Raw genomic sequence first — 18,125 nt, forward strand, 5'->3', positions numbered from 1 at the left:
GCAGTAAAGTTAACGGCTACGAACGACGCGGCTCGGGAACCACGAGCCTATCGGGGCTCGCGCCCTCGGCATCCATCAGGCTCACGTAGCGAATCGACGGATCCTCATACATCGCATAGTAATAATTGCCCGTGCGCGCGCTAAAGCATCCGGTGTAGATAGTCTTCTCGAACTTGCCATCGCCCATCCTGGACGCCCCCTCAATCATCACCACGCCCTCGAGTGAGCGGAACATGCGGACGACGTTTTCGGCCTCGCTCTCCTTTTGCGGGTAATTGGCATTGAGGTACGCCGCCTTTACAAAACGGCTCGGCGAATAGCAGTCACCGGGAATGCCGCGCATGCCGGCACCCGCGCCATAGGGCTTGAGCTCGGCGGTGCGCCATGTCGCCGTCTGCGGAAAATCGCTTGTGGCTGTGATATAGGTGCGCAGGTTTTCCATGTGCCACGGGAAGGTCGGCTGGTTGGCAAGGGTGTCGACCGGATCGTCGTATACATGCAGGCCGTCAGCCATCATCTCGACCACGATGCTGCGCTGGCTGTCGCCGATAATCCAATGGAGCAGCGACACGCCCAGCCCCTCTCCGGCAGATTTGGCGACAATCACCGTGTCGCGCAGCGCGGCCTCGACCTCATCGACCGTCGAGAACGTCGCTGCCACCCACAGGGGAAACTCATAGGCCGCGATATTGGTCTTTCCATCAACCGGGCCCTCGGCATACTCGGCATAGCCGGGAAAGTTGAGCCCCGCCACAGCCAGACCCGCATCGTTACCACAGTCAAAAAACATGGGATAGTTCTTGTAATCGATGCACATGCCGATTACCGCGTGTGCCGCCGACGCATCGTCGATAAACGAATACGGAATGTGAAACCCGCGCGGCATCACACGAACCTGTTGGCCGTAGTCAAAGCTCCAGTCGAGGTTGCGGCCTAGATACATGTGGCCAGAATTATCGGTAAATCGAATGCTCGTGCACATAGCGCCTCCTAGCTCAATGTTCTTACTAGGCTCATTGTCACCAAACAAAGGAGCGCTAAACAAAAAGTCCGGACATGACAACAATGTCATACCCGGACTTTACAAGCAAGATAGACCCAACCAAGTCAACCCCGCAGGTCGTCTAAGGGGTCAAAGTGCCGCAGATTGCCACGAAAGAGGAGCGAAGCGTACTTAAGGTACGCGAGCGACGATTGAGCGGCAAGGTGCGGTGCTTTGGTCCCCTTAGACCAACTTGCCAAGACAGTGATCAATCATGTGTTGGATCATCTGTGCCTCAAAACCTGCGTAGTCGCGGCGGCACTCCTTCATCTTGCCGTCGACGATCTGGTCAAAGGCAACCTTGCACTTGATGTAGCGCGTGGACTTGGTGATCTCGTCGTGCGTCAGGCAGCTCTCCTCCATCTTGCTGGCGCCCAGGCCAAACACCAGACGGGGGTTGTAGAGCACGTGGGGCTCGCCGGCATCGTCCAGATAGACGCAGACCTTCTTGGTGACGCCAATCTGGTTGGCGGCAAGGCAGCCGGCATCCTCGAGCGACTTAATGGTATCGATCAGGTCCTGTGCGACCGACTCGTCCTCGACAGTCGCAACCTCGCAGCGCTGGGACAGGATGACCTCGTCGCGGCAGAGCTCTTTAATCATACGTTCCTCCAAAGAGTTCGTTGTAACCGCTTAAGTATACGGTACCTACACATTTTCATACGAAAAATACCGCACGTCTGCCCCCAAAGCGCCGAACATCAACATGCGAGGAACACTAACTATAAAAAGGCGATATAGTAAGGAAGTTCGTGTCAATCGGCCTAAACTCGGGGCCGAACAAGGAAAGGGTATGCATGGACGAACTTTTTCACGTCAGTGAGCGCAAGTCCACAATCGGGACCGAACTTCGCGCTGGACTGACAACATTCCTGGCGATGGCCTACATCATCGCCGTCAACCCCGCGGTGCTCTCGGGCGCCGGCATCGATGCGGGAGCGCTCGCCTGCGCCACTTGTCTGGGCGCCGGCATCATGACCATCTGCATGGGCATCTTCGCCAACCGCCCGCTCGCCTGCGCGTCGGGTCTGGGCATCAACGCCATGATTGCGGGCATCACCACCACCATGTGCGGCGGTGACTGGCACGTGGCCATGAGCGTTATCTTCCTCGAGGGTGTCGTCATCTTGCTGCTCGTCCTTTGCGGCCTGCGCGAGGCCATTATGGACGCCATCCCCGTGGTCCTGCGCCACGCCATCTCGGTTGGTCTGGGCATGTTCATCGCCATGATCGGCCTGTGCGATGCCGGCATCATCACCGCTGGCGCCGGTACGCTTGTCGGCCTGGGCGACATCACCTCCCCCACCTTTATCGTCGGCATCATCTCCATCGTCGTGACGGTTGCCCTGGCTTCCCGCAACGTGCCGGGCTCGCTGCTCATCGGCATCATCGTCGCCGTTATCGCCGGTATCCCGCTGGGCGTCACCCATGCGCCCGAGGGCCTTATCGCCCCGCTCGACTTCTCGACCTTTGGCGCCCCGTTTGCCAGCACCGCCGACGGCAACATGGCCATCGTGAAGGTTCTGACCGACCCGATGCTGCTCGTCGTTGCCTTCTCGCTGCTCATGAGTGACTTCTTCGACACCATGGGCACCGCGATGGCCGTCGCCAAGCAGGGCGAGTTCCTAACCGAGGACGGCAATGTCGAGGACATCCGCCCCATCCTGGTCGTTGACTCCGTGGCCGCCGCTGCCGGTGGCTTTATGGGCGTCTCCTCCATCACCACCTTCGTCGAGTCCACCTCCGGCGCTGCCGACGGTGGCCGCACGGGCCTCACCTCCGTCACCACCGGCGTGTTGTTCATCCTCGCCGCGTTCTTCTCCCCCGTCGTCTCCATCGTTTCCAGTGCCGCCACCTGCGGCGCCCTGGTCTACGTCGGCTACCTCATGATGAGCGAGGTCTCCGAGATCGACTGGTCCGACGTGTCGCAGGGCTTCCCGGCGTTCATGATTGTCGCCGGCGTGCCCTTCACCTACTCCATCTCTGCCGGTATTGGCCTGGGCTTTATCGCCTACGTGGTCGTCGCGCTCTTTAAGGGCGAGGCCTCCAAGATCAAGCCGCTCATGTGGATCGCAGCCCTTGCCTTCCTCGTCTACTTCTTCGTGGCGTAACGGCATAGTCTGCTAACGCAAAACAACAAGGCGCGGAGTCGCATCGAGCGGCTCCGTGCCTTTCTTTTAGCGTCTGTCCCCGTGCCGGCGTGCGACAATTGAGGCTGTCAATATCACAACACCGAGAGAAGCCTGCCTTGGAAGCGCATCATAAGCAGATAACCGTTTATTCAGAGTGTGCGGAAGGCGCGCCCGTCATCTACCTCCCCGTTGTCATGGGCGACGGTAGTGAAGTCTACAAGCGCTGCCGAGAGCTCGACTGCCCGCCGTTCACCCTTGTCGCCATTGGAGGGCTCGATTGGAATCGCGAGCTGAGCCCCTGGGCATGCGACGGAGCTATACGAGATGCCGAGCCCTTTGGCGGACAGGCTGCTGGTTTTCTTGACGAGTTGTTGAAGCAGATAATCCCCCAGGCCGAATCATCGCTCCCGCAACCGCCCTCCTGGCGCGGCGTTGCCGGCTACTCGTTGGCGGGTCTTTTTGCACTGTGGGCACTTTGGCAAACAGATGTCTTTGAGCGCGCGGCGAGTGCGTCGGGGTCGCTGTGGTTCCCCGGCTTTATCGACTACGCGCGCGAGCGCACGATGACAGCTACGCCCGACGCCGCCTATCTGTCGCTCGGTAAAAAGGAAACCAAGACGCCCAACCGCATGATGCGGCACGTACTCGACGATACGCGCGCGATGGAAGAGCTGTTTATCGAGCGCGACATTCCAACAACGCTGGAGCTCAACCCCGGCAATCACTTTGCCCAAACTGACCTGCGCATGGCGCGCGGCATCCACTGGATACTGACGCATTAAAAAAGGTGCCCACGCGCATATACGCATGGGCACCATATCTTGTTTTAGCTGAACGCAGCTGCTACTTAGCAGCCTCCTCAAGCTCAGAAGTATCGAACTCAAAATCATTGCCGGGCAGAATCGCATTGAGCACGATACCCACCAGCGAGCCCACGGCGAGACCGGAAAGCGAAATCGTCACGCCGCCCAGCTCCAGCACGATGGCGCCGGCGGTGTTGTACGCAATACCGAGCGAAAGCACAAGCACCAGAGCGGCCACCAGCACGTTGCGGTTGTTCTGGAAATCGACCTGGTTCTCGATGAGGTTACGGACGCCCACAGCGCTGATCATGCCGTAGAGCACGAGCGACACGCCGCCGATAACGCATGCCGGCATGGCTGCGATGACCGCGGCGAACTTGGGGCAGAACGAAAGCACGATGGCACAACACGCGGCAATGCGGATCACGCGCGGGTCGAACACGCGCGTCAGAGCGAGCACGCCGGTGTTCTCACCATAGGTGGTGTTGGCCGGAGCGCCAAAGAGCGAAGCCAGAATCGTGGCAAAGCCGTCACCGAGCAGCGTGCGATGCAGACCAGGATCGGCGATGTAGTTACGCTCGCAAGTGGAGCCGATAGCCGAGATGTCACCGATATGCTCGATCATGGTCGCAAAGGCCAGCGGCATAATGGTGATGATGGCCGTCGTGGCAAGACCGCTATCGAACTGCGGGCCAAAGAGCGCAAACACAGTGTTGTCCCACACGATGGGCAGACCGACCCACGGAGCGGCGGCAACGCCCGAAAAATCGACCTCACCCAACGCAGCCGCGACGGCATAGCTCACCACGACGCCCAGCAGGATCGGCACGATCTTGACCATGCCGCGGCCCCAAATATTGCAGATGACAATGACGGCCACAGCGACAACGGCAACAAGCCAATTGGTCTGGCAGTTGGCGATAGCAGAGCTTGCCAAGATCAGGCCGATGGAAATGACGATGGGGCCGGTCACCACCGGCGGAAAGAAGCGCATAACGCGCTTGGCGCCAAAGGCGCGGAACAGCGCTGCCAGCACCGGATAGAGCAGACCGGCGCAGGCAACGCCCAGGCAGGCGTAGGGCAAAAGCTCGGCCTCGCCGTTGGGCGCAATTGCGGCATAACCGGCAATAAAGGCAAACGATGAGCCCAAAAATGCCGGCACCTTACCGCGCGATAGGAAGTGGAACAGCAGCGTGCCCAAGCCGGCAAACAAAAGCGTTGCCGACACCGAGAGACCGGTGAGCACGGGTACCAGCACCGTGGCGCCAAACATGGCAAACAGGTGCTGCAGACCGAGCAGGAACATGCGCGGGCGGCCGAGCGACGATGCGTCGTAGATGGCATCGCTGACGGCGGGCGTCGAGGACTGGGACATTGATGTCCTTTCGAATTGAAGGGCGATCGGGCATATCGGATAAACTGCCCGAACGATACGATCCGAACCATTGTACGCGATACGCAGCGCCTCGCACGCGCCGCTGCCTGCGAACGGCATCGTTATTTCCAGACACGCTCCACAATACGCTTGACCAGCGCAATCTTTGCCCACTGCTCGTCCTCGGTCAGCTTGTTGCCAATCTCGCAGCTGGCAAAGCCACACTGCGGAGACAGATACAGGTTCTCGAGCGGCACGTACTTTGTCGCCTCGCGGATGCGCTCGACGATGGCGTCTTCGTTCTCGAGCTCTGCCGCCTTGGTGGTCACCAGGCCCAACACGACCTTCTTGCCGGGGGCAACGTACTTGAGCGGCTCAAAGCCACCGGCACGCGGCGTATCGAACTCAAGATAGAACGCATCGACGTTCTCGTGTGCGAACAGGTACGGCGCGATGGGGTCGTAGCCGCCCTCAAAAGCATAGGTGGAGTGATAGTTGCCGCGGCACACGTGCGTGTTAATGACAAGGTCATCGGGCTTGCCCTCGATGGCGGCGTTGTTGAGCGCCACGCCCAGCTCGCTCACCTTTTGCAGGTCAACCGGGCTCATACCGGTCTTGGACACAAAGTCGGCATCGCAATAGATGCCCCAGGTGCAGTCATCAAATTGAATGTTGCGGCAGCCTGCGGCATACAGGTCGGCAATAACGGTGCGGTATGCTGCGGCGATGGCATCGGCGAGATCTTCGTCGGTCTTGTAGACGGCGCGCAGGCTCTCCTGCTGGCCATCGCAGCGGTCGAGCGTGACTTCGGAGAACGTCTGAATCGGCGCCGGAATGGTCTGTCGCGCGACCTGACCCTCCCCCTCGAGCGCCTTGACAAATTTGAAGTGCTCGACGAACGGATGATTCTCGCCGCTAATGGGACCGGTTACCACGGCGGTGTCGGCGGTAGTCTCCTCATCGTAGAACATATAGCCTGTACGCGAGGTGCGACGCTCGACGCCGTTCAGCCCCCACATAAAATCGAGGTGCCAGTAGCTGCGGCGAAACTCGCCATCGGTGATGACCTGCAGGCCGGCGGCCTTTTGCTTTGCCACCAAATCGCGGATGGCATCGTCCTCGACGGCCTTAAGTCCCTCGGCATCAAGCGTGCCTGCCGTATAGGCAGCACGAGCGTCCTTTACGGCCTGCGGACGAAGAAAGCTGCCGACGATATCGGCGCGAAACGGTGCGTTCGGTTGAATCGAAGTGCTCATAGATATCTCCCTTTTGCATTGGTTGCTTTACCGGGACAGAGTATGAGCGTTCATATGGCCATCGTAAAATATACGTTTATAACAGTTTGATATAGATGCTTCCTATGTCACTCTGGACTGCCATAAAGGGACTTGAACCGTGGGGAACACAGCAGCCTAGATATGCTGACGAATCGCGTCGATATAGGCCCGACCGTAGCGCGTGAGCGTCGTGTTCTTGCGCGTGATGATGCCAATCTCCATGTACTCGTCCACGTCGAGCGGAATCGAGATAATGCCGGGGCCGTTGAGCTCGTGGCTAATCACGCCCGAACACACCGTGTAGCCGTTGAGGCCCATGACCAGGTTGAACAACGTCGCGCGGTCGCGCACGCGGATATTCTTGCGACGCTCAAACGTCGAGGTCAGCTCCTCGGAATAGTAAAACGAGTTGTAGCTGCCCTGCTCGTAGGACAGGAACGGATAATCTTCCAAGTCCTCGAGCGTCACGCTGGAGCGGGTCGCCAGCGGATGGTCGGCGCATACAAAAACGTGCGGCGCGGCACAAAAGAGTCCCTCAAACATAAGCTCATTGGCAGCGAGCATACGCTCAATAACCTCGCGGTTGTGATCGGATAAGTACAGGATGCCCAACTCGCTTTTCATGTGCGCGACATCCTCGATAATCTCGTGGGTCTGCTCCTCGCGCAGGGTAAAGTCGTAGCGCGCGGCATCGAACTCGCGGATCACATCGACAAACGCGTTGACCGCAAAGGAGTAGTGCTGGCAGCTCACGCTAAAATGCGGCACCTGCTCGGATGCCCCTTTGAATTTGTCCTCGAGCAGATCAGCCTGATCGAGCACCTGGCGCGCATAGCCCAAGAAGGTCTCGCCCTCCTCGGACACAATGACGCCCTTGTTGGTGCGCTCAAAGATATGCACGCCCATCTCGTTTTCGAGATCGCGAATCGACGCGGTAATCGAAGGCTGCGACACATAGAGGCGACGCGAGGCCTCGGTGATGCTGCCACATTCGGCAACCTTTACAACGTACCTGAGCTGCTGAAGCTTCATGGCTTTCTCCCTAGACGTTCGCGATGCCGAAGTCTGCCGCGTTCATCTGACGCATAAATGACGGCATCTCACCCGTCGCGGCGCAGGCGGCAATCTGATGCAGCGCTGCGGCAACCGCATCATCTGCCGCAGCGCCGATATGCCAGCGTGCGGCAGCCGTGACGGCCTCGTTGGCATTGGCGACCGCAACGGAGTTGGGAACGGCATCGATCATGGGCAGGTCGTTATCGGAATCGCCAAATACGGCCACCTCGTCGGGCGTTAGGCCCAAAGCGCGCGCCAGCTCCAGCGCAGCGCAGCCCTTGTCCCAACCAGCCGGAAGGATGTCGAACAGGCGCACACGGTTGTTGGGAAACACAAGCGAGAGCTCCGGCACCTCGGCGGCAACGCGCTCGCGTAGCTCCGCGAGCTCCTCACGCGAACGGGCGCTCCAGATATTCGCCTTGAACACCGGCGCATCATCGACGACAGGGCGGCACGGGGCCTCTTCGCCCTTGAGCCACGCATTGCCGCCCGATTCCATAGCGCGGCGCACACGCTCGGCATCACGTGTCACGCAATAGGCATCGTTATCCCAAAAGCCATCACCCAAGCTGTATACCTTCAGATAGGTATCGTCGGTTTCTTCTTCCAGATAGGCGGCCAAGCGCATAAGCGCATCGTTATCGGTCGCACGCGAGGCGACCACTTCGCCATCGACAAACATGACCTGGCCGTTGCAGAATGCGCCGGTCGAAAAACACTCGGAATGATTTTTAAACATCCAGCCCATCGCGGACGGTTGGCGACCCGAAACCGGACCAAAGTGCAGACCCGCCGCCTGCATGGCATGAATGCCCTCGATGGCATAGTCGCTGGCGCCGTCATGCCCGGCCGGAATCAGCGTATCGTCCATATCGGTCAGCACGAGTTTGATCATAAGGTCCCCCAGTCGCTTTCATCCTAACCATTGTACCGATGCGCTAGTATAGGGAACAACAGATTCGATGCGGGAGTGCCGGCGGTGCAAACCACAAGGCTGAGAGGGCATGGGGCCCAATCCTTTGAACCTGTCAGTTAATGCTGGCGTAGGGAGCATGCCGCCTTTTTAGGGGCGCTGTCTATGCACAGCGCCCCTTTTCTATGCCAAGGAGGCATGTGCAGTGATCGATTCGGAACAGCTTAAGCAAAACGTGGTCAAGGCTGTGGAGGAGATTCGTGCCACCAATCCCATGGCCGGCTCCATCACCAACACGGTAACGATTGACTTTGTCGCCAACGCGCAGCTCGCCGTGGGCGGTTCGGCCGCCATGGTCTATCTGCCCGACGAGGGCGAGGCACTCGTTGCCGGCGGCGGCGCCATCTATCTGAACATGGGCACGCTCTTCCCCATCTACGAGCAGACGATTCCCCGCGCGGCCAAGGCGGCACACGACGCCGGCAAGCCCTGGGTGCTCGATCCGGTGGGCCTGGGCATCGGCAGCCTGCGCACCCAACTGGTAAACGAACTCAAGCAGTGCAAGCCCGCCATCGTGCGCGGCAATGCCTCCGAGATTATCGCGCTCGCCGGACTGTGGGGCCTTGAGGGCGAAGCGGCCGATCTGAGCCGCGTGCGTGGCGTCGATACCACCGACACGGTAGACGCCGCCCGTGATGCCGCCGTGGCGCTCGCCCGCTACACCGGCGGCGCCGTAGTGGTCTCGGGCGAAGTCGACCTGATTACCGACGGCACGACCGTTGCCAAGTCCCACGGCGGCAGCCCACTCATGTCCAAGATCACCGGCTGCGGCTGTTCGCAGGGCGGCGTGCTGGCCGTGTACGCCTGCGCCACCGACCCGTTTACGGCGGCCATCTGCGGCACCGCCGTCTACAACGTTGCCGGCACGCGTGCCGCCGCCGTTGCCGATGCCCCGGCAAGCTTTAAAGTCGCCTTTATCGACGAGCTCTACCGCGCAACCGCCCAGGACATTGCCGATAACCAACTCGAGCTCGAGGAGGCATAAGCCATGACCAAGCCCGCAACCAATGCCGGCATGAACACACTCGTCGCTGTGGCCATCGCCCCGTGCAGCACCGGCGACGAGCTATCTGCCGAAGTCGCCGAGGTCGTACGCGTCATTCGCGAGAGCGGCCTTCCCAACCGCACCACCTCGATGTTCACCGAAATCGAGGGCGACTGGGACGAGGTCATGCAGGTCGTGCGCGACGCAACCTTTGTGTTGGCGAGCAAGGGCATCCGCACCGAAGTCGTGCTCAAAGCCGATATTCGACCCGGATTTACCGACACCATGACCGGCAAACTCGAGCGCATGGAAGCGCAGATCAAAAAGCAGGAGGAAGCACGATGAGCATCCGCGACGACCTTGATATCTCGGCCTACCTGGTACTCGGCCCCGAAAACACCCTCGGACGCCCCGTGAGCGATGTGGTGACCCAGGCGCTCGATGCCGGCTTTACCTGCATCCAGGTGCGCTCCAAGGTGGCAAGTGCCCGCGAGATTATCGCACTGACGGGCGATGCCGCGCAGGCCATCGCTCAGGCCGGCAAAACCGGACAGGTCGCTCTGCTGATCGATGACCGTCTTGACTGCGTACTCGCCGCACGCGAACAGGGCATCGCTGTCGACGGCGTGCATGTTGGCCAGAGCGACATCCCCGTCGAGGTCTGCCGCAAACTTTTGGGCCCAGATGCCATCGTGGGCCTTTCGGCCCGCTGCGAGGAGATGCTCGAGTACGTCAAGACCGCCGACATGAGCCTGGTCGATTACCTGGGCATCGGCCCGCTCCATGAGACCGAAACCAAGCGCGACTGCGGACGTGCGGCCGACGGCTCCATCATCACCAAGAGCTTTGAGGACCTGGCTGCCCTCCATGCGGCAAGCCCCGTGCCCATCGTGGTGGGCGGCGGCGTCAAAACGGCCGATCTTCCGCAGCTCAAGACCACCGGCGTCGATGGCTTCTTTGTGGTGAGCGCCGTTTGCAGTGCCGACGACCCCTACGCCGCAGCCAAGGAGCTCGTCGATACCTGGCAGCAGGCATAGGCCCATGCCAAGCAGCTGCTCCGCAGCCCCATATCTTCAATAGTGGAAAGCGCATCCCAGTTTGGACGTCCATTCTGGGATGCGCTTTCCGCCGTGGCCCCTACCCCGCCAGATACGCTTCCAGCGCCGGCAGCGTCGCCTCCGCATCGCGACGGCCGATCTGATAGATGCGCTCGAGCTCATCGGGCTCGCGGCACAGCGACGGCACCTTCACCGATTCGCTCGGCCGCACCACAAAGATCTCGCCAGCGGCTTCGCGACGCGCCAGGTCATCGAGCGTGGCGTTGTAGACCTCATGTCGATGCTCAAGCGCCGCAACAAACTCCGGATAGTGACGATACACGCGACGCAGAATAGGCATCACGCTATTGGGCTGCTTCACAAAGCCCGCCGGCTGTGTCAGCACCACCACGTTGCGGTCATAGCCCTGCGCAAACAGCCAAGCGCTGGGGATGGAATCGGCAACACCGCCATCCAAGTACTTACGACCCTCGATGGCAACAGGACGCGTCGCCACGGGAATCGCCGACGACGCCCGGATCCACTCGATATCGCGCTCGTCGCCATAGGGCAGGTCATGGTAGACGGCCTGCCCCGTCTTAAGATCGGTGCATACGCACGTAAACCGCATGGGGCAGGCGCGATATGCCTCAAGATCGATAGGATCGCGCTCGATAGGCACCTCGTGATAGGCAAACTCGGCATTGAACATATCGCCGGTTCGTAGCCAGCTCGTCACGCTCGCATAGCGCTTGTCGGCACAATAGGCCTTGTTGTAGCGAATGGCGCGGCCAATCTGGCGCGATTTAAAGTTGTAGCCAAACGCCGCGCCCGCCGAGACGCCCACCATATGGTCGCAGGTTAAGCCATGCTCCATCCATACGTCGAGCACGCCCGCCGTATACATACCGCGGTAGCCGCCGCCTTCAAGCGCCAGCCCCACCGTGCGTGATGTCTCCGGCTGTGCCATGCAACCATCTCCGTTCTCATGCTTTTGAACTAAACAAGTATATCTGTCAACGTATGCCGTCAAAAACGTGTTTATAAGCATTTATCGAACGTTTCCCGATGTATCCCCATGCCGCACCGCAATGCCCCTAGATGGCCTTGGGCATGAACGCCCTTAAGAACGTTGCGAAATAAACATCGCCTGCACCGTGCCAACGCCGTCGCACACAACGTGCGATAATCCTCCGCAGAAGTCACCGACAGCAGAGGGAGTTTGTGATGAAGGTTCTTTTGGTCAATGGCAGCCCCAAGGCAAACGGCAACACGGCCCGCGCACTCGCCGAGGTCGCCGAGCAGCTCAACGCCGAGGGCATCGAGGCCGAGATGTTTCAGCTGGGCGCCAAGCCTATTCGCGATTGCATCGGTTGCGGCCAGTGCGGCAAGCTCGATTGCCATTGCACCTTTGACGACGATGTGGTCAACGAGCTGATTGCCGCTGCCGAGCAGGCAGACGGCTTTGTCTTTGGCTCGCCCGTCTACTACGCACATCCCAGCGGACGCATCCTCTCGGCACTCGACCGCGCATTCTATGCAGGCAGCAAGGCCTTTGCGCACAAGCCGGGCGCCGCTGTCGCCGTTGCCCGCCGCGGCGGCACGTCGACCACGTTTGACGTACTCAACAAGTACTTCACCATCAACCAGATGCCCGTGGTAGCATCCACCTACTGGAACAACGTCTTTGGTGCCATGCCGGGTGAGGCCACCCAAGACGCCGAGGGCCTCGCCACCATGCGAAACATCGGCAATAACATGGCCTGGCTACTGCGTTGCATCGAGGCGGGAAAGGCCGCCGGCATCGAAGCCCCCCAGGCCGATCGCGCTAGGACCAACTTCATTCGATAATTCCAGCGGTGGTCACCTTGATGTTCTATCAATGTCAGCGAAAAGCCAGCTGATGAGGCAAGGTGCCTTGAAAGAGGAGGGCGCTGGGCTTTTGCCCGCGCCCGACGATTGAAAGGCAGATTGCCCATCAGATGGCTTTGCAGCGTCGAGGTGACCGCCGTTCGTTAGAACGGCGGAACAAATACATGAATATTCAAATCTTCGGTACCAAAAAGTCCTTCGATACCAAGAAGGCCCAGCGCTATTTTAAGGAGCGCCGCATTAAGGTGCAGTTTATCGACCTTAAGGAAAAGGAGATGAGCAAGGGCGAGCTCACGAGCGTGATGCAGGCGGTCGGCGGCATCGACAAGCTGCTCAACCCCAAAGCCAAGGACGAGGAGACGCTCGCGCTCATCCAGCATCTCACCCCCAGTCAGCGCTTTGATAAGCTGCTCGAGAACCAGCAGGTTCTGGCCGAACCCATCGTGCGCAACGGCAAAAAGGCCACCGTCGGCTATTGTCCCGACGTATGGGGAGCCTGGGAGTAGCCTGTGTTATTTGCCCGTGCGTGGGTATAAGAGCAGGCGTTTGGCATAAGATTCAGCTGTAAGCCATGTCTAACAAAGGAGGGCACATGCCCAACAAACCCGTGAAGATCATCATGCTTACCGGATACCTCGGTGCCGGCAAGACCACGCTGCTCAACCACATCCTCGCCAACGACGGTGGCATCCGCGCTGCCGTGATCGTCAACGATATCGGCGAGATCAACGTCGACGCCAGCCTCATCGCCGACGGCGGCCTTTCCGAGACCGACGACCTTATCCCGCTCACCAACGGCTGCATCTGCTGCACGCTTTCGGACGACCTGGCCAACCAGCTGCAGGGCATCGCCGATTCGGGCGACTTCGACTACATCATCATCGAGGCATCGGGTATTTGCGAGCCCATCCCCATCGCCTACACCATCTCGAGCTTCTGCGACGAGGCCAAGGTGGGCGGCGAGCCCAAGCTCGCGCTCGACAACATCGTGGCAGTGGTCGACTGCGCCCGCATGTACGACGAGTTCAACGGCGGTCGCGACCTGCTGGCCGAGGATATCGACGAGGACGACATCGAGAGCCTGCTCATCCAGCAGATTGAATTCTGCTCCACGCTGATCCTCAACAAGACCGACACCGTGACGCCTGAGCAGATCGCCGAGCTCAAGGCTATCGTGCGCAGCCTGCAGAAGGACGCCGTGATCGTCGAGGCCCAAAACGGCGAGGTCCCCATGGAGGAGCTGCTCGACACCGACCGCTTCGACTTTATGCGCGCCTATAACTCCGCCGCTTGGATCGAGGCCATGGAGCATCCCGAGGAGCACGACGACCCCGAGGTGCTCGAGTACGACATCGAGACCTTTGTGTACTCGCGCCGCAAGCCGTTCGACCTGCAGAAGTTCACCGATTTTGTTGAGCAGGAGTGGCCCGACGAGGTCATCCGCGTCAAGGGTCCGTTGTGGCAGACCGGCGATCCGGACATGTGCTACATGTTCGAGCAGGCTGGCCACCAGATGCGTCTGATGGAGAACGGCCTGTTTGTCGATTCGGCGCCCGAGGGCGAGAAGCAGAAGATCATCGACGAGAACCCCGAGATCATGCAGATTTGGGACGACGAGACGGGCGACCGCATGACGAGCCTGTGCATCATCGGCCGTCACATGGACAAGGATGCGCTCATCGCCTCCCTCGATGCCTGCCTGACCGACTGGCACCGCGCCTAGGTTTATCCAAGCGGGCATTTTTCCGCCTACGCAACCGCCAAACCACCACGAAGGTGCCTGTCCCCTTCGTGGTGGTTTTTCATTCTGAGCCAAGGAGATTCATGTTCAATATCGTGCTATACGCACCCGAGATTCCGGCCAATACAGGCAATATCGGCCGTACCTGCGTGGTCACTGGCACTCGCTTGCACCTGGTAGAGCCGCTGGGCTTTTCGCTCGACGACAAGACGGTGCGTCGAGCCGGCCTGGGCTACTGGCAAAACCTGAACGTGACGACATATGCCAGCTGGGAGGATTTCCTTGCGCGCAACGGTCTCTCCCCCGCCGACGAGCGCCTGCACCTGCTGACCAAAAAAGCGCGCCGCACCTATGCGCAAAGCACCTACCGCGACGGTGACTATCTGGTCTTTGGCAGCGAGAGCTCGGGGATTCCCGAGCCACTGCTTGCCGCGGCGCCTGAGCGCTGCGAGCGCATCCCGATGCTGCGCGATTGTGACTCACTCGATAATGCCGAGGCATGGGAAGCCCACGAGGAATCGCTCGGACATACCGAGGACAGCCACGAGGCCGTCCTTCAACAGGATATCTGCGGCAACTTCGTCGACCCGAACGACTACCGCATCAGCGCACTCAACCTCTCCAACAGCGCCGCCATCGTCCTCTACGAGGCCCTGCGTCAGACAGGCTTTCCCGGAATGTGACAAAGGGACCGTCCCTTTGTCACATTCGGTTAGAGGTAGCGGCCGGTAATGCTCTTGGGGCAGGCCGCGATGTCGTCCGGCGTGCCGGCGCAGACGACCTGCCCGCCGGCATCGCCGCCGCCCGGGCCCATATCGATCACGTAGTCGGCGTTACGGATAAGGTCGAGATCGTGTTCGATCACGATAACCGTGGCGCCCTTGGCAACGAGGCCATCAAACACGCTCAGCAGCACCTGAACATCGAGCGGATGCAGACCGATGGTGGGCTCGTCGAACACGAATATGGCATCGTCCTGCACGCGGCCCATCTCGCTCGCAAGTTTGAGTCGCTGCGCCTCGCCGCCCGAGAGCGCCGGCGTGGGCTCGCCAAGTGTCAGGTATCCCAGCCCCAGATCGTGAAGCGTCTGCAGGCGTGCCTGAACTTTCTTGAGTCCGACGGTCGCGTCGAGGGCCTCATCCACGCTCATATCCATAAGTTGCGGCAACGTAAGCAGGCTGCCGTCCTTTCCCTCGCGATGGACATGTGATGCTGCGTCTGCATAACGCGAGCCACGGCATGCAGGACAGACGATCTCGACATCGGGCAAAAACTGCACGTCAAGCGATATCGAGCCCGTGCCATCACACGTAGGGCAACGCAAAGCGCCGGTGTTGTAGCTAAAGGCACCCGCCTTATACCCCGCCGCCTTGGCCTCGGGCGTGCGGGCGAAGGCACGGCGCAGCTCATCGTGGATGTCGGCATAGGTTGCCACCGTCGAGCGCACGTTGGCGCCGATGGGCGTGGCGTCAATCAGGTTGGCGCGCGCGATACCCTCGGCATCGACCCAACGCACGTGCCTGGGCAGGCGCTCGCCGGCCGCCTGCGCCTTGAGTGCCGGGATGAGCGTCTCGAGCACCAGCGTCGTCTTGCCCGAACCCGAAACGCCCGTCACCGCGACAAGGCGGCCGCGCGGGATATCGACTTCGAGTGGTTTGACGGTATGGATGGCATCGATCGCCATGCGGATATGGCCTTGGTCGAACATTTCGTCGTCAGCCACCTGCGGGCGCAGACGCTTGGGCTCTGCGCGCAAAAACGGGACGATGCGGCTGCCCTGCGATTGTTCGACCTCGTCTACCGTACCGGCGGCGATTACATGGCCGCCGCCTGCTCCGGCAACGGGGCCCATCTCGACCAGATAGTCGGCTTCTGCCAGCACGCGCGTGTCGTGGTCGACAACAACCACGGTGTTGCCGTCGTCCACCAGATCGCGCATCACGTCCACCAAGCCGTCGACATTGGCAGGATGCAAGCCGATCGAAGGCTCGTCCAGCACATACAGCACGCCCGTCGATCGGTTGCGCACCACGCGGGCAAGCTGCACGCGCTGGCGCTCACCCGTAGACAGCGTGACACCGGCGCGGTCGAGCGAAAGGTAATCGAGGCCCAGATCGACCAGGCGGCGAGCCGTACTCAAAAACGAATCGCAGATGTCCCCGGCCATGGGTCGCATCTCAGTCGGCAAGGATGCGGGCACCCCGCGCACCCACTCAATCGCCTCGCCCAGCGTCATGGCCGCCGCCTGCGCCAGATTGATACCGCGCACCTGAGACTGGCGCGCGGCCTCGGAAAGACGCGTGCCTCCGCAGTCGCGGCACGGCCCCTCGTGCAAAAAGCGTGCAACGCGCTTGAGCCCCTTGTCATCCTTAACCTTGGCGAGCGCATTCTCAACGGTATAGACGGCGTTGTAATAGGTAAAGTCGAGCGGCGTGGCACCCTCGCCGTTTTTGGGAACGTAGAGAATGTGCTTTTTAACCGCCGGACCATGGAACACGATGTCGCGTTCGGCGGGCGTGAGCTGGCTAAACGGCACGTCGGTACGCACGCCCATCTCGCCGGCTACCTGCTTCATCAGATCCCACATGAGTGTGCCCCAAGGAAGCACCGCGCCCTCGTTGATAGTCTTTGACTCGTCGGGCACCAGGCTCGCCTCGTCCACCTCGCGCATGACGCCGGTACCGCCGCAGGTAGGACACGCGCCGCCGCTGTTAAAGGCAAGGTCCTCGGCACTCGGCGCGTAGAATTCACGGCCGCATGCGGGGCACGTGAGCGACAGGCCCGCGGCGACGTTAAGGCTCGGCTCCACGCGCGCCCCGCAGTGCGGGCAAACGTGATGGGCGCAGCGGCTAAAGAGCAGACGCAGGCTGTTGTTGAGCTCGGTCATGGTGCCAAAGGTCGAGCGCACGCCCGGCACGCTGGGGCGCTGATGCAATGCGAGCGCCGCCGGCACGTGCAGCACCTCATCCACCTGGGCGTGCTCGGCTTGCGTCAGGCGACGTCGAGTATAGGTGCTGAGCGCCTCCAAGTAGCGACGCGAGCCCTCGGCATAAAGAACCCCCAGCGCCAGCGAGCTCTTGCCCGAACCCGATACGCCGGCAATACCCACCAGCTTTCCCAGCGGAATATCGATATCGATGTCCTTGAGGTTGTGGACACGCGCGCCGCGTACCTCAATAGCGCTTGGTTGTTGCGACACCGTCATCGCTTCCTTTCCTGTTGATCGAATGTGGCAAAGGGACTGTCCCTTTGTCACGTTGCTCGCACTGTGCTCGCCCGCGCCAGTCTTCGCAGGTCAAATAGGTAAAGTACTCGGTACGCACATCGCCCATAAGCTCGCAGGGCACGTCGCGCTCAACGTGATGTGGCACGAACCCACATTTTTGTTGGACGCGTAACGACTTGTTATTGCCCTCATAGTATCCGCACCAAAGCGCCTTGCAGCCAAGCGTTTCAAACGCATAGCGTTGCATAGCTCGCACTGCTTCCGGAGCAAAGCCTCGACCCCAAAACGGCTTGGCGATCCAATACCCCACCTCGAGCTCAAGTCCAACGCTTTGGCCGTTCGATTCGCAGCGCGGCGGCATGAGTCCAATGCTGCCCACGGGCTCGTCTGTCTCGGGCAGGCAAATGGCAAAGGTATGGGGCGCCGTAAAGACCGTCTGAATGATCTCTCTGCTTTCCTCAATGCTTCGATGGGGTGGCCAGCCCGCAGCCGGCCCCACGTCCGGGTCGCTCGCGTATGCAAACAGGCTCGCCGCATCCGTCTCGCGCCACGGACGAAGCACCAAGCGCTCAGTATGAATCACCACGTTTCAACCTCTCAATTATC

General features: G+C 60.5%; 18 protein-coding genes and 1 riboswitch. Of the genes, 9 read left to right on the forward strand and 9 right to left on the reverse strand.

Going from position 1 to position 18,125, the window contains the following annotated elements:
- Window positions 1-16: 16 nt before the first annotated feature.
- Window positions 17-982 carry a choloylglycine hydrolase gene (gene bsh / locus DXC90_RS02030; RefSeq protein ID WP_117734545.1) on the reverse strand — a complete coding sequence of 322 codons (966 nt, stop codon included), beginning with the start codon at window positions 980-982 and terminating at the stop codon, window positions 17-19.
- A gap of 243 nt (window positions 983-1,225) precedes the next feature.
- A complete protein-coding gene (locus tag DXC90_RS02035; RefSeq protein WP_117734546.1) occupies window positions 1,226-1,645 on the reverse strand; it encodes a peptide deformylase in 420 nt (139 codons plus the stop codon).
- Between the two features lie 194 nt (window positions 1,646-1,839).
- Here DXC90_RS02035 and DXC90_RS02040 point away from each other — a divergent pair, with 194 nt between their 5' ends.
- Window positions 1,840-3,153 carry an NCS2 family permease gene (locus DXC90_RS02040; protein ID WP_117734547.1) on the forward strand — a complete coding sequence of 438 codons (1,314 nt, stop codon included), beginning with the start codon at window positions 1,840-1,842 and terminating at the stop codon, window positions 3,151-3,153.
- 137 nt (window positions 3,154-3,290) lie between these two features.
- Window positions 3,291-3,956, forward strand: a complete 666-nt coding sequence (locus DXC90_RS02045) for an alpha/beta hydrolase (protein ID WP_147326597.1) — start codon at window positions 3,291-3,293, stop codon at window positions 3,954-3,956.
- A 61-nt stretch (window positions 3,957-4,017) separates the two neighbouring features.
- On the opposite strand, the gene DXC90_RS02050 is transcribed toward DXC90_RS02045, so the two are convergent.
- The 4 genes from DXC90_RS02050 to DXC90_RS02065 form a co-directional block, all read right to left on the reverse strand.
- Window positions 4,018-5,352 carry a uracil-xanthine permease family protein gene (locus DXC90_RS02050; protein ID WP_117734549.1) on the reverse strand — a complete coding sequence of 445 codons (1,335 nt, stop codon included), beginning with the start codon at window positions 5,350-5,352 and terminating at the stop codon, window positions 4,018-4,020.
- A 122-nt stretch (window positions 5,353-5,474) separates the two neighbouring features.
- Window positions 5,475-6,608, reverse strand: a complete 1,134-nt coding sequence (locus tag DXC90_RS02055) for a 5-methyltetrahydropteroyltriglutamate--homocysteine S-methyltransferase (protein ID WP_117734550.1) — start codon at window positions 6,606-6,608, stop codon at window positions 5,475-5,477.
- Window positions 6,609-6,764: 156 nt separating this feature from the next.
- Window positions 6,765-7,661: a LysR family transcriptional regulator gene (locus tag DXC90_RS02060; protein WP_117734551.1), complete on the reverse strand. Its 897-nt coding sequence runs from the start codon at window positions 7,659-7,661 to the stop codon at window positions 6,765-6,767.
- 10 nt (window positions 7,662-7,671) lie between these two features.
- A complete protein-coding gene (locus DXC90_RS02065; protein ID WP_117734552.1) occupies window positions 7,672-8,580 on the reverse strand; it encodes an HAD-IIB family hydrolase in 909 nt (302 codons plus the stop codon).
- Window positions 8,581-8,641: 61 nt separating this feature from the next.
- Window positions 8,642-8,752, forward strand: a riboswitch (TPP riboswitch).
- A 51-nt stretch (window positions 8,753-8,803) separates the two neighbouring features.
- Between DXC90_RS02065 and thiM the strand changes: the two genes are divergently transcribed.
- The 3 genes from thiM to DXC90_RS02080 are packed head-to-tail and all read left to right on the forward strand — an operon-like array spanning window position 8,804 to window position 10,680.
- Window positions 8,804-9,643 (forward strand): hydroxyethylthiazole kinase, encoded by an 840-nt coding sequence (gene thiM, locus DXC90_RS02070; RefSeq protein ID WP_117734553.1) that lies wholly within the window; start codon window positions 8,804-8,806, stop codon window positions 9,641-9,643.
- Between the two features lie 3 nt (window positions 9,644-9,646).
- Window positions 9,647-9,988 carry a thiamine-binding protein gene (locus tag DXC90_RS02075; RefSeq protein ID WP_233502107.1) on the forward strand — a complete coding sequence of 114 codons (342 nt, stop codon included), beginning with the start codon at window positions 9,647-9,649 and terminating at the stop codon, window positions 9,986-9,988.
- A complete protein-coding gene (locus DXC90_RS02080) occupies window positions 9,985-10,680 on the forward strand; it encodes a thiamine phosphate synthase (RefSeq protein WP_117734554.1) in 696 nt (231 codons plus the stop codon). Before DXC90_RS02075 ends, DXC90_RS02080 begins: the two co-directional genes overlap by 4 nt.
- A 100-nt stretch (window positions 10,681-10,780) precedes the next feature.
- Here DXC90_RS02080 and DXC90_RS02085 read toward each other — a convergent pair whose 3' ends face one another.
- Window positions 10,781-11,650: a patatin family protein gene (locus tag DXC90_RS02085; protein ID WP_199406592.1), complete on the reverse strand. Its 870-nt coding sequence runs from the start codon at window positions 11,648-11,650 to the stop codon at window positions 10,781-10,783.
- A gap of 257 nt (window positions 11,651-11,907) precedes the next feature.
- Between DXC90_RS02085 and DXC90_RS02090 the strand changes: the two genes are divergently transcribed.
- The 4 genes from DXC90_RS02090 (at window position 11,908) to DXC90_RS02105 (ending at window position 14,976) form a co-directional block, all read left to right on the forward strand.
- Window positions 11,908-12,531, forward strand: coding sequence for a flavodoxin family protein (locus DXC90_RS02090; RefSeq protein ID WP_117734555.1), 624 nt, complete (start codon window positions 11,908-11,910; stop codon window positions 12,529-12,531).
- A gap of 185 nt (window positions 12,532-12,716) precedes the next feature.
- The gene (locus tag DXC90_RS02095; protein WP_022093957.1) at window positions 12,717-13,058 is read left to right on the forward strand and encodes an arsenate reductase family protein; all 342 of its coding nucleotides are present in this window, start codon (window positions 12,717-12,719) and stop codon (window positions 13,056-13,058) included.
- Window positions 13,059-13,144: 86 nt separating this feature from the next.
- A complete protein-coding gene (locus DXC90_RS02100; RefSeq protein WP_117734556.1) occupies window positions 13,145-14,275 on the forward strand; it encodes a GTP-binding protein in 1,131 nt (376 codons plus the stop codon).
- A 101-nt stretch (window positions 14,276-14,376) separates the two neighbouring features.
- Window positions 14,377-14,976: a tRNA (cytidine(34)-2'-O)-methyltransferase gene (locus DXC90_RS02105; RefSeq protein ID WP_117734557.1), complete on the forward strand. Its 600-nt coding sequence runs from the start codon at window positions 14,377-14,379 to the stop codon at window positions 14,974-14,976.
- Window positions 14,977-15,005: 29 nt separating this feature from the next.
- Here the strand turns inward: DXC90_RS02105 and DXC90_RS02110 are convergent, their stop codons facing one another.
- Both DXC90_RS02110 and DXC90_RS02115 read right to left on the reverse strand, forming a co-directional pair.
- The gene (locus tag DXC90_RS02110; protein ID WP_233502108.1) at window positions 15,006-17,492 is read right to left on the reverse strand and encodes an excinuclease ABC subunit UvrA; all 2,487 of its coding nucleotides are present in this window, start codon (window positions 17,490-17,492) and stop codon (window positions 15,006-15,008) included.
- Complete coding sequence (locus tag DXC90_RS02115; protein WP_117734559.1) at window positions 17,467-18,105, reverse strand: GNAT family N-acetyltransferase; 639 nt, start codon at window positions 18,103-18,105, stop codon at window positions 17,467-17,469. Before DXC90_RS02115 ends, DXC90_RS02110 begins: the two co-directional genes overlap by 26 nt.
- Between the last annotated feature and the right edge of the window lie 20 nt (window positions 18,106-18,125).

The sequence above is a fragment of the Collinsella sp. TF09-1AT genome (assembly GCF_003436895.1).
GTDB lineage: Bacteria > Actinomycetota > Coriobacteriia > Coriobacteriales > Coriobacteriaceae > Collinsella.

Excerpts from the sequence above, each read along its gene's own strand:
- bsh (WP_117734545.1), bottom strand. The coding sequence starts at position 982 with ATGTGCACGAGCATTCGATTTACCGATAATTCTGGCCACATGTATCTA.
- DXC90_RS02035 (WP_117734546.1), bottom strand. The coding sequence starts at position 1,645 with ATGATTAAAGAGCTCTGCCGCGACGAGGTCATCCTGTCCCAGCGCTGC.
- DXC90_RS02040 (WP_117734547.1), top strand. The coding sequence starts at position 1,840 with ATGGACGAACTTTTTCACGTCAGTGAGCGCAAGTCCACAATCGGGACC.
- DXC90_RS02050 (WP_117734549.1), bottom strand. The coding sequence starts at position 5,352 with ATGTCCCAGTCCTCGACGCCCGCCGTCAGCGATGCCATCTACGACGCA.
- DXC90_RS02055 (WP_117734550.1), bottom strand. The coding sequence starts at position 6,608 with ATGAGCACTTCGATTCAACCGAACGCACCGTTTCGCGCCGATATCGTC.
- DXC90_RS02060 (WP_117734551.1), bottom strand. The coding sequence starts at position 7,661 with ATGAAGCTTCAGCAGCTCAGGTACGTTGTAAAGGTTGCCGAATGTGGC.
- DXC90_RS02065 (WP_117734552.1), bottom strand. The coding sequence starts at position 8,580 with ATGATCAAACTCGTGCTGACCGATATGGACGATACGCTGATTCCGGCC.
- DXC90_RS02075 (WP_233502107.1), top strand. The coding sequence starts at position 9,647 with ATGACCAAGCCCGCAACCAATGCCGGCATGAACACACTCGTCGCTGTG.
- DXC90_RS02080 (WP_117734554.1), top strand. The coding sequence starts at position 9,985 with ATGAGCATCCGCGACGACCTTGATATCTCGGCCTACCTGGTACTCGGC.
- DXC90_RS02085 (WP_199406592.1), bottom strand. The coding sequence starts at position 11,650 with ATGGCACAGCCGGAGACATCACGCACGGTGGGGCTGGCGCTTGAAGGC.
- DXC90_RS02090 (WP_117734555.1), top strand. The coding sequence starts at position 11,908 with ATGAAGGTTCTTTTGGTCAATGGCAGCCCCAAGGCAAACGGCAACACG.
- DXC90_RS02095 (WP_022093957.1), top strand. The coding sequence starts at position 12,717 with ATGAATATTCAAATCTTCGGTACCAAAAAGTCCTTCGATACCAAGAAG.
- DXC90_RS02100 (WP_117734556.1), top strand. The coding sequence starts at position 13,145 with ATGCCCAACAAACCCGTGAAGATCATCATGCTTACCGGATACCTCGGT.
- DXC90_RS02105 (WP_117734557.1), top strand. The coding sequence starts at position 14,377 with ATGTTCAATATCGTGCTATACGCACCCGAGATTCCGGCCAATACAGGC.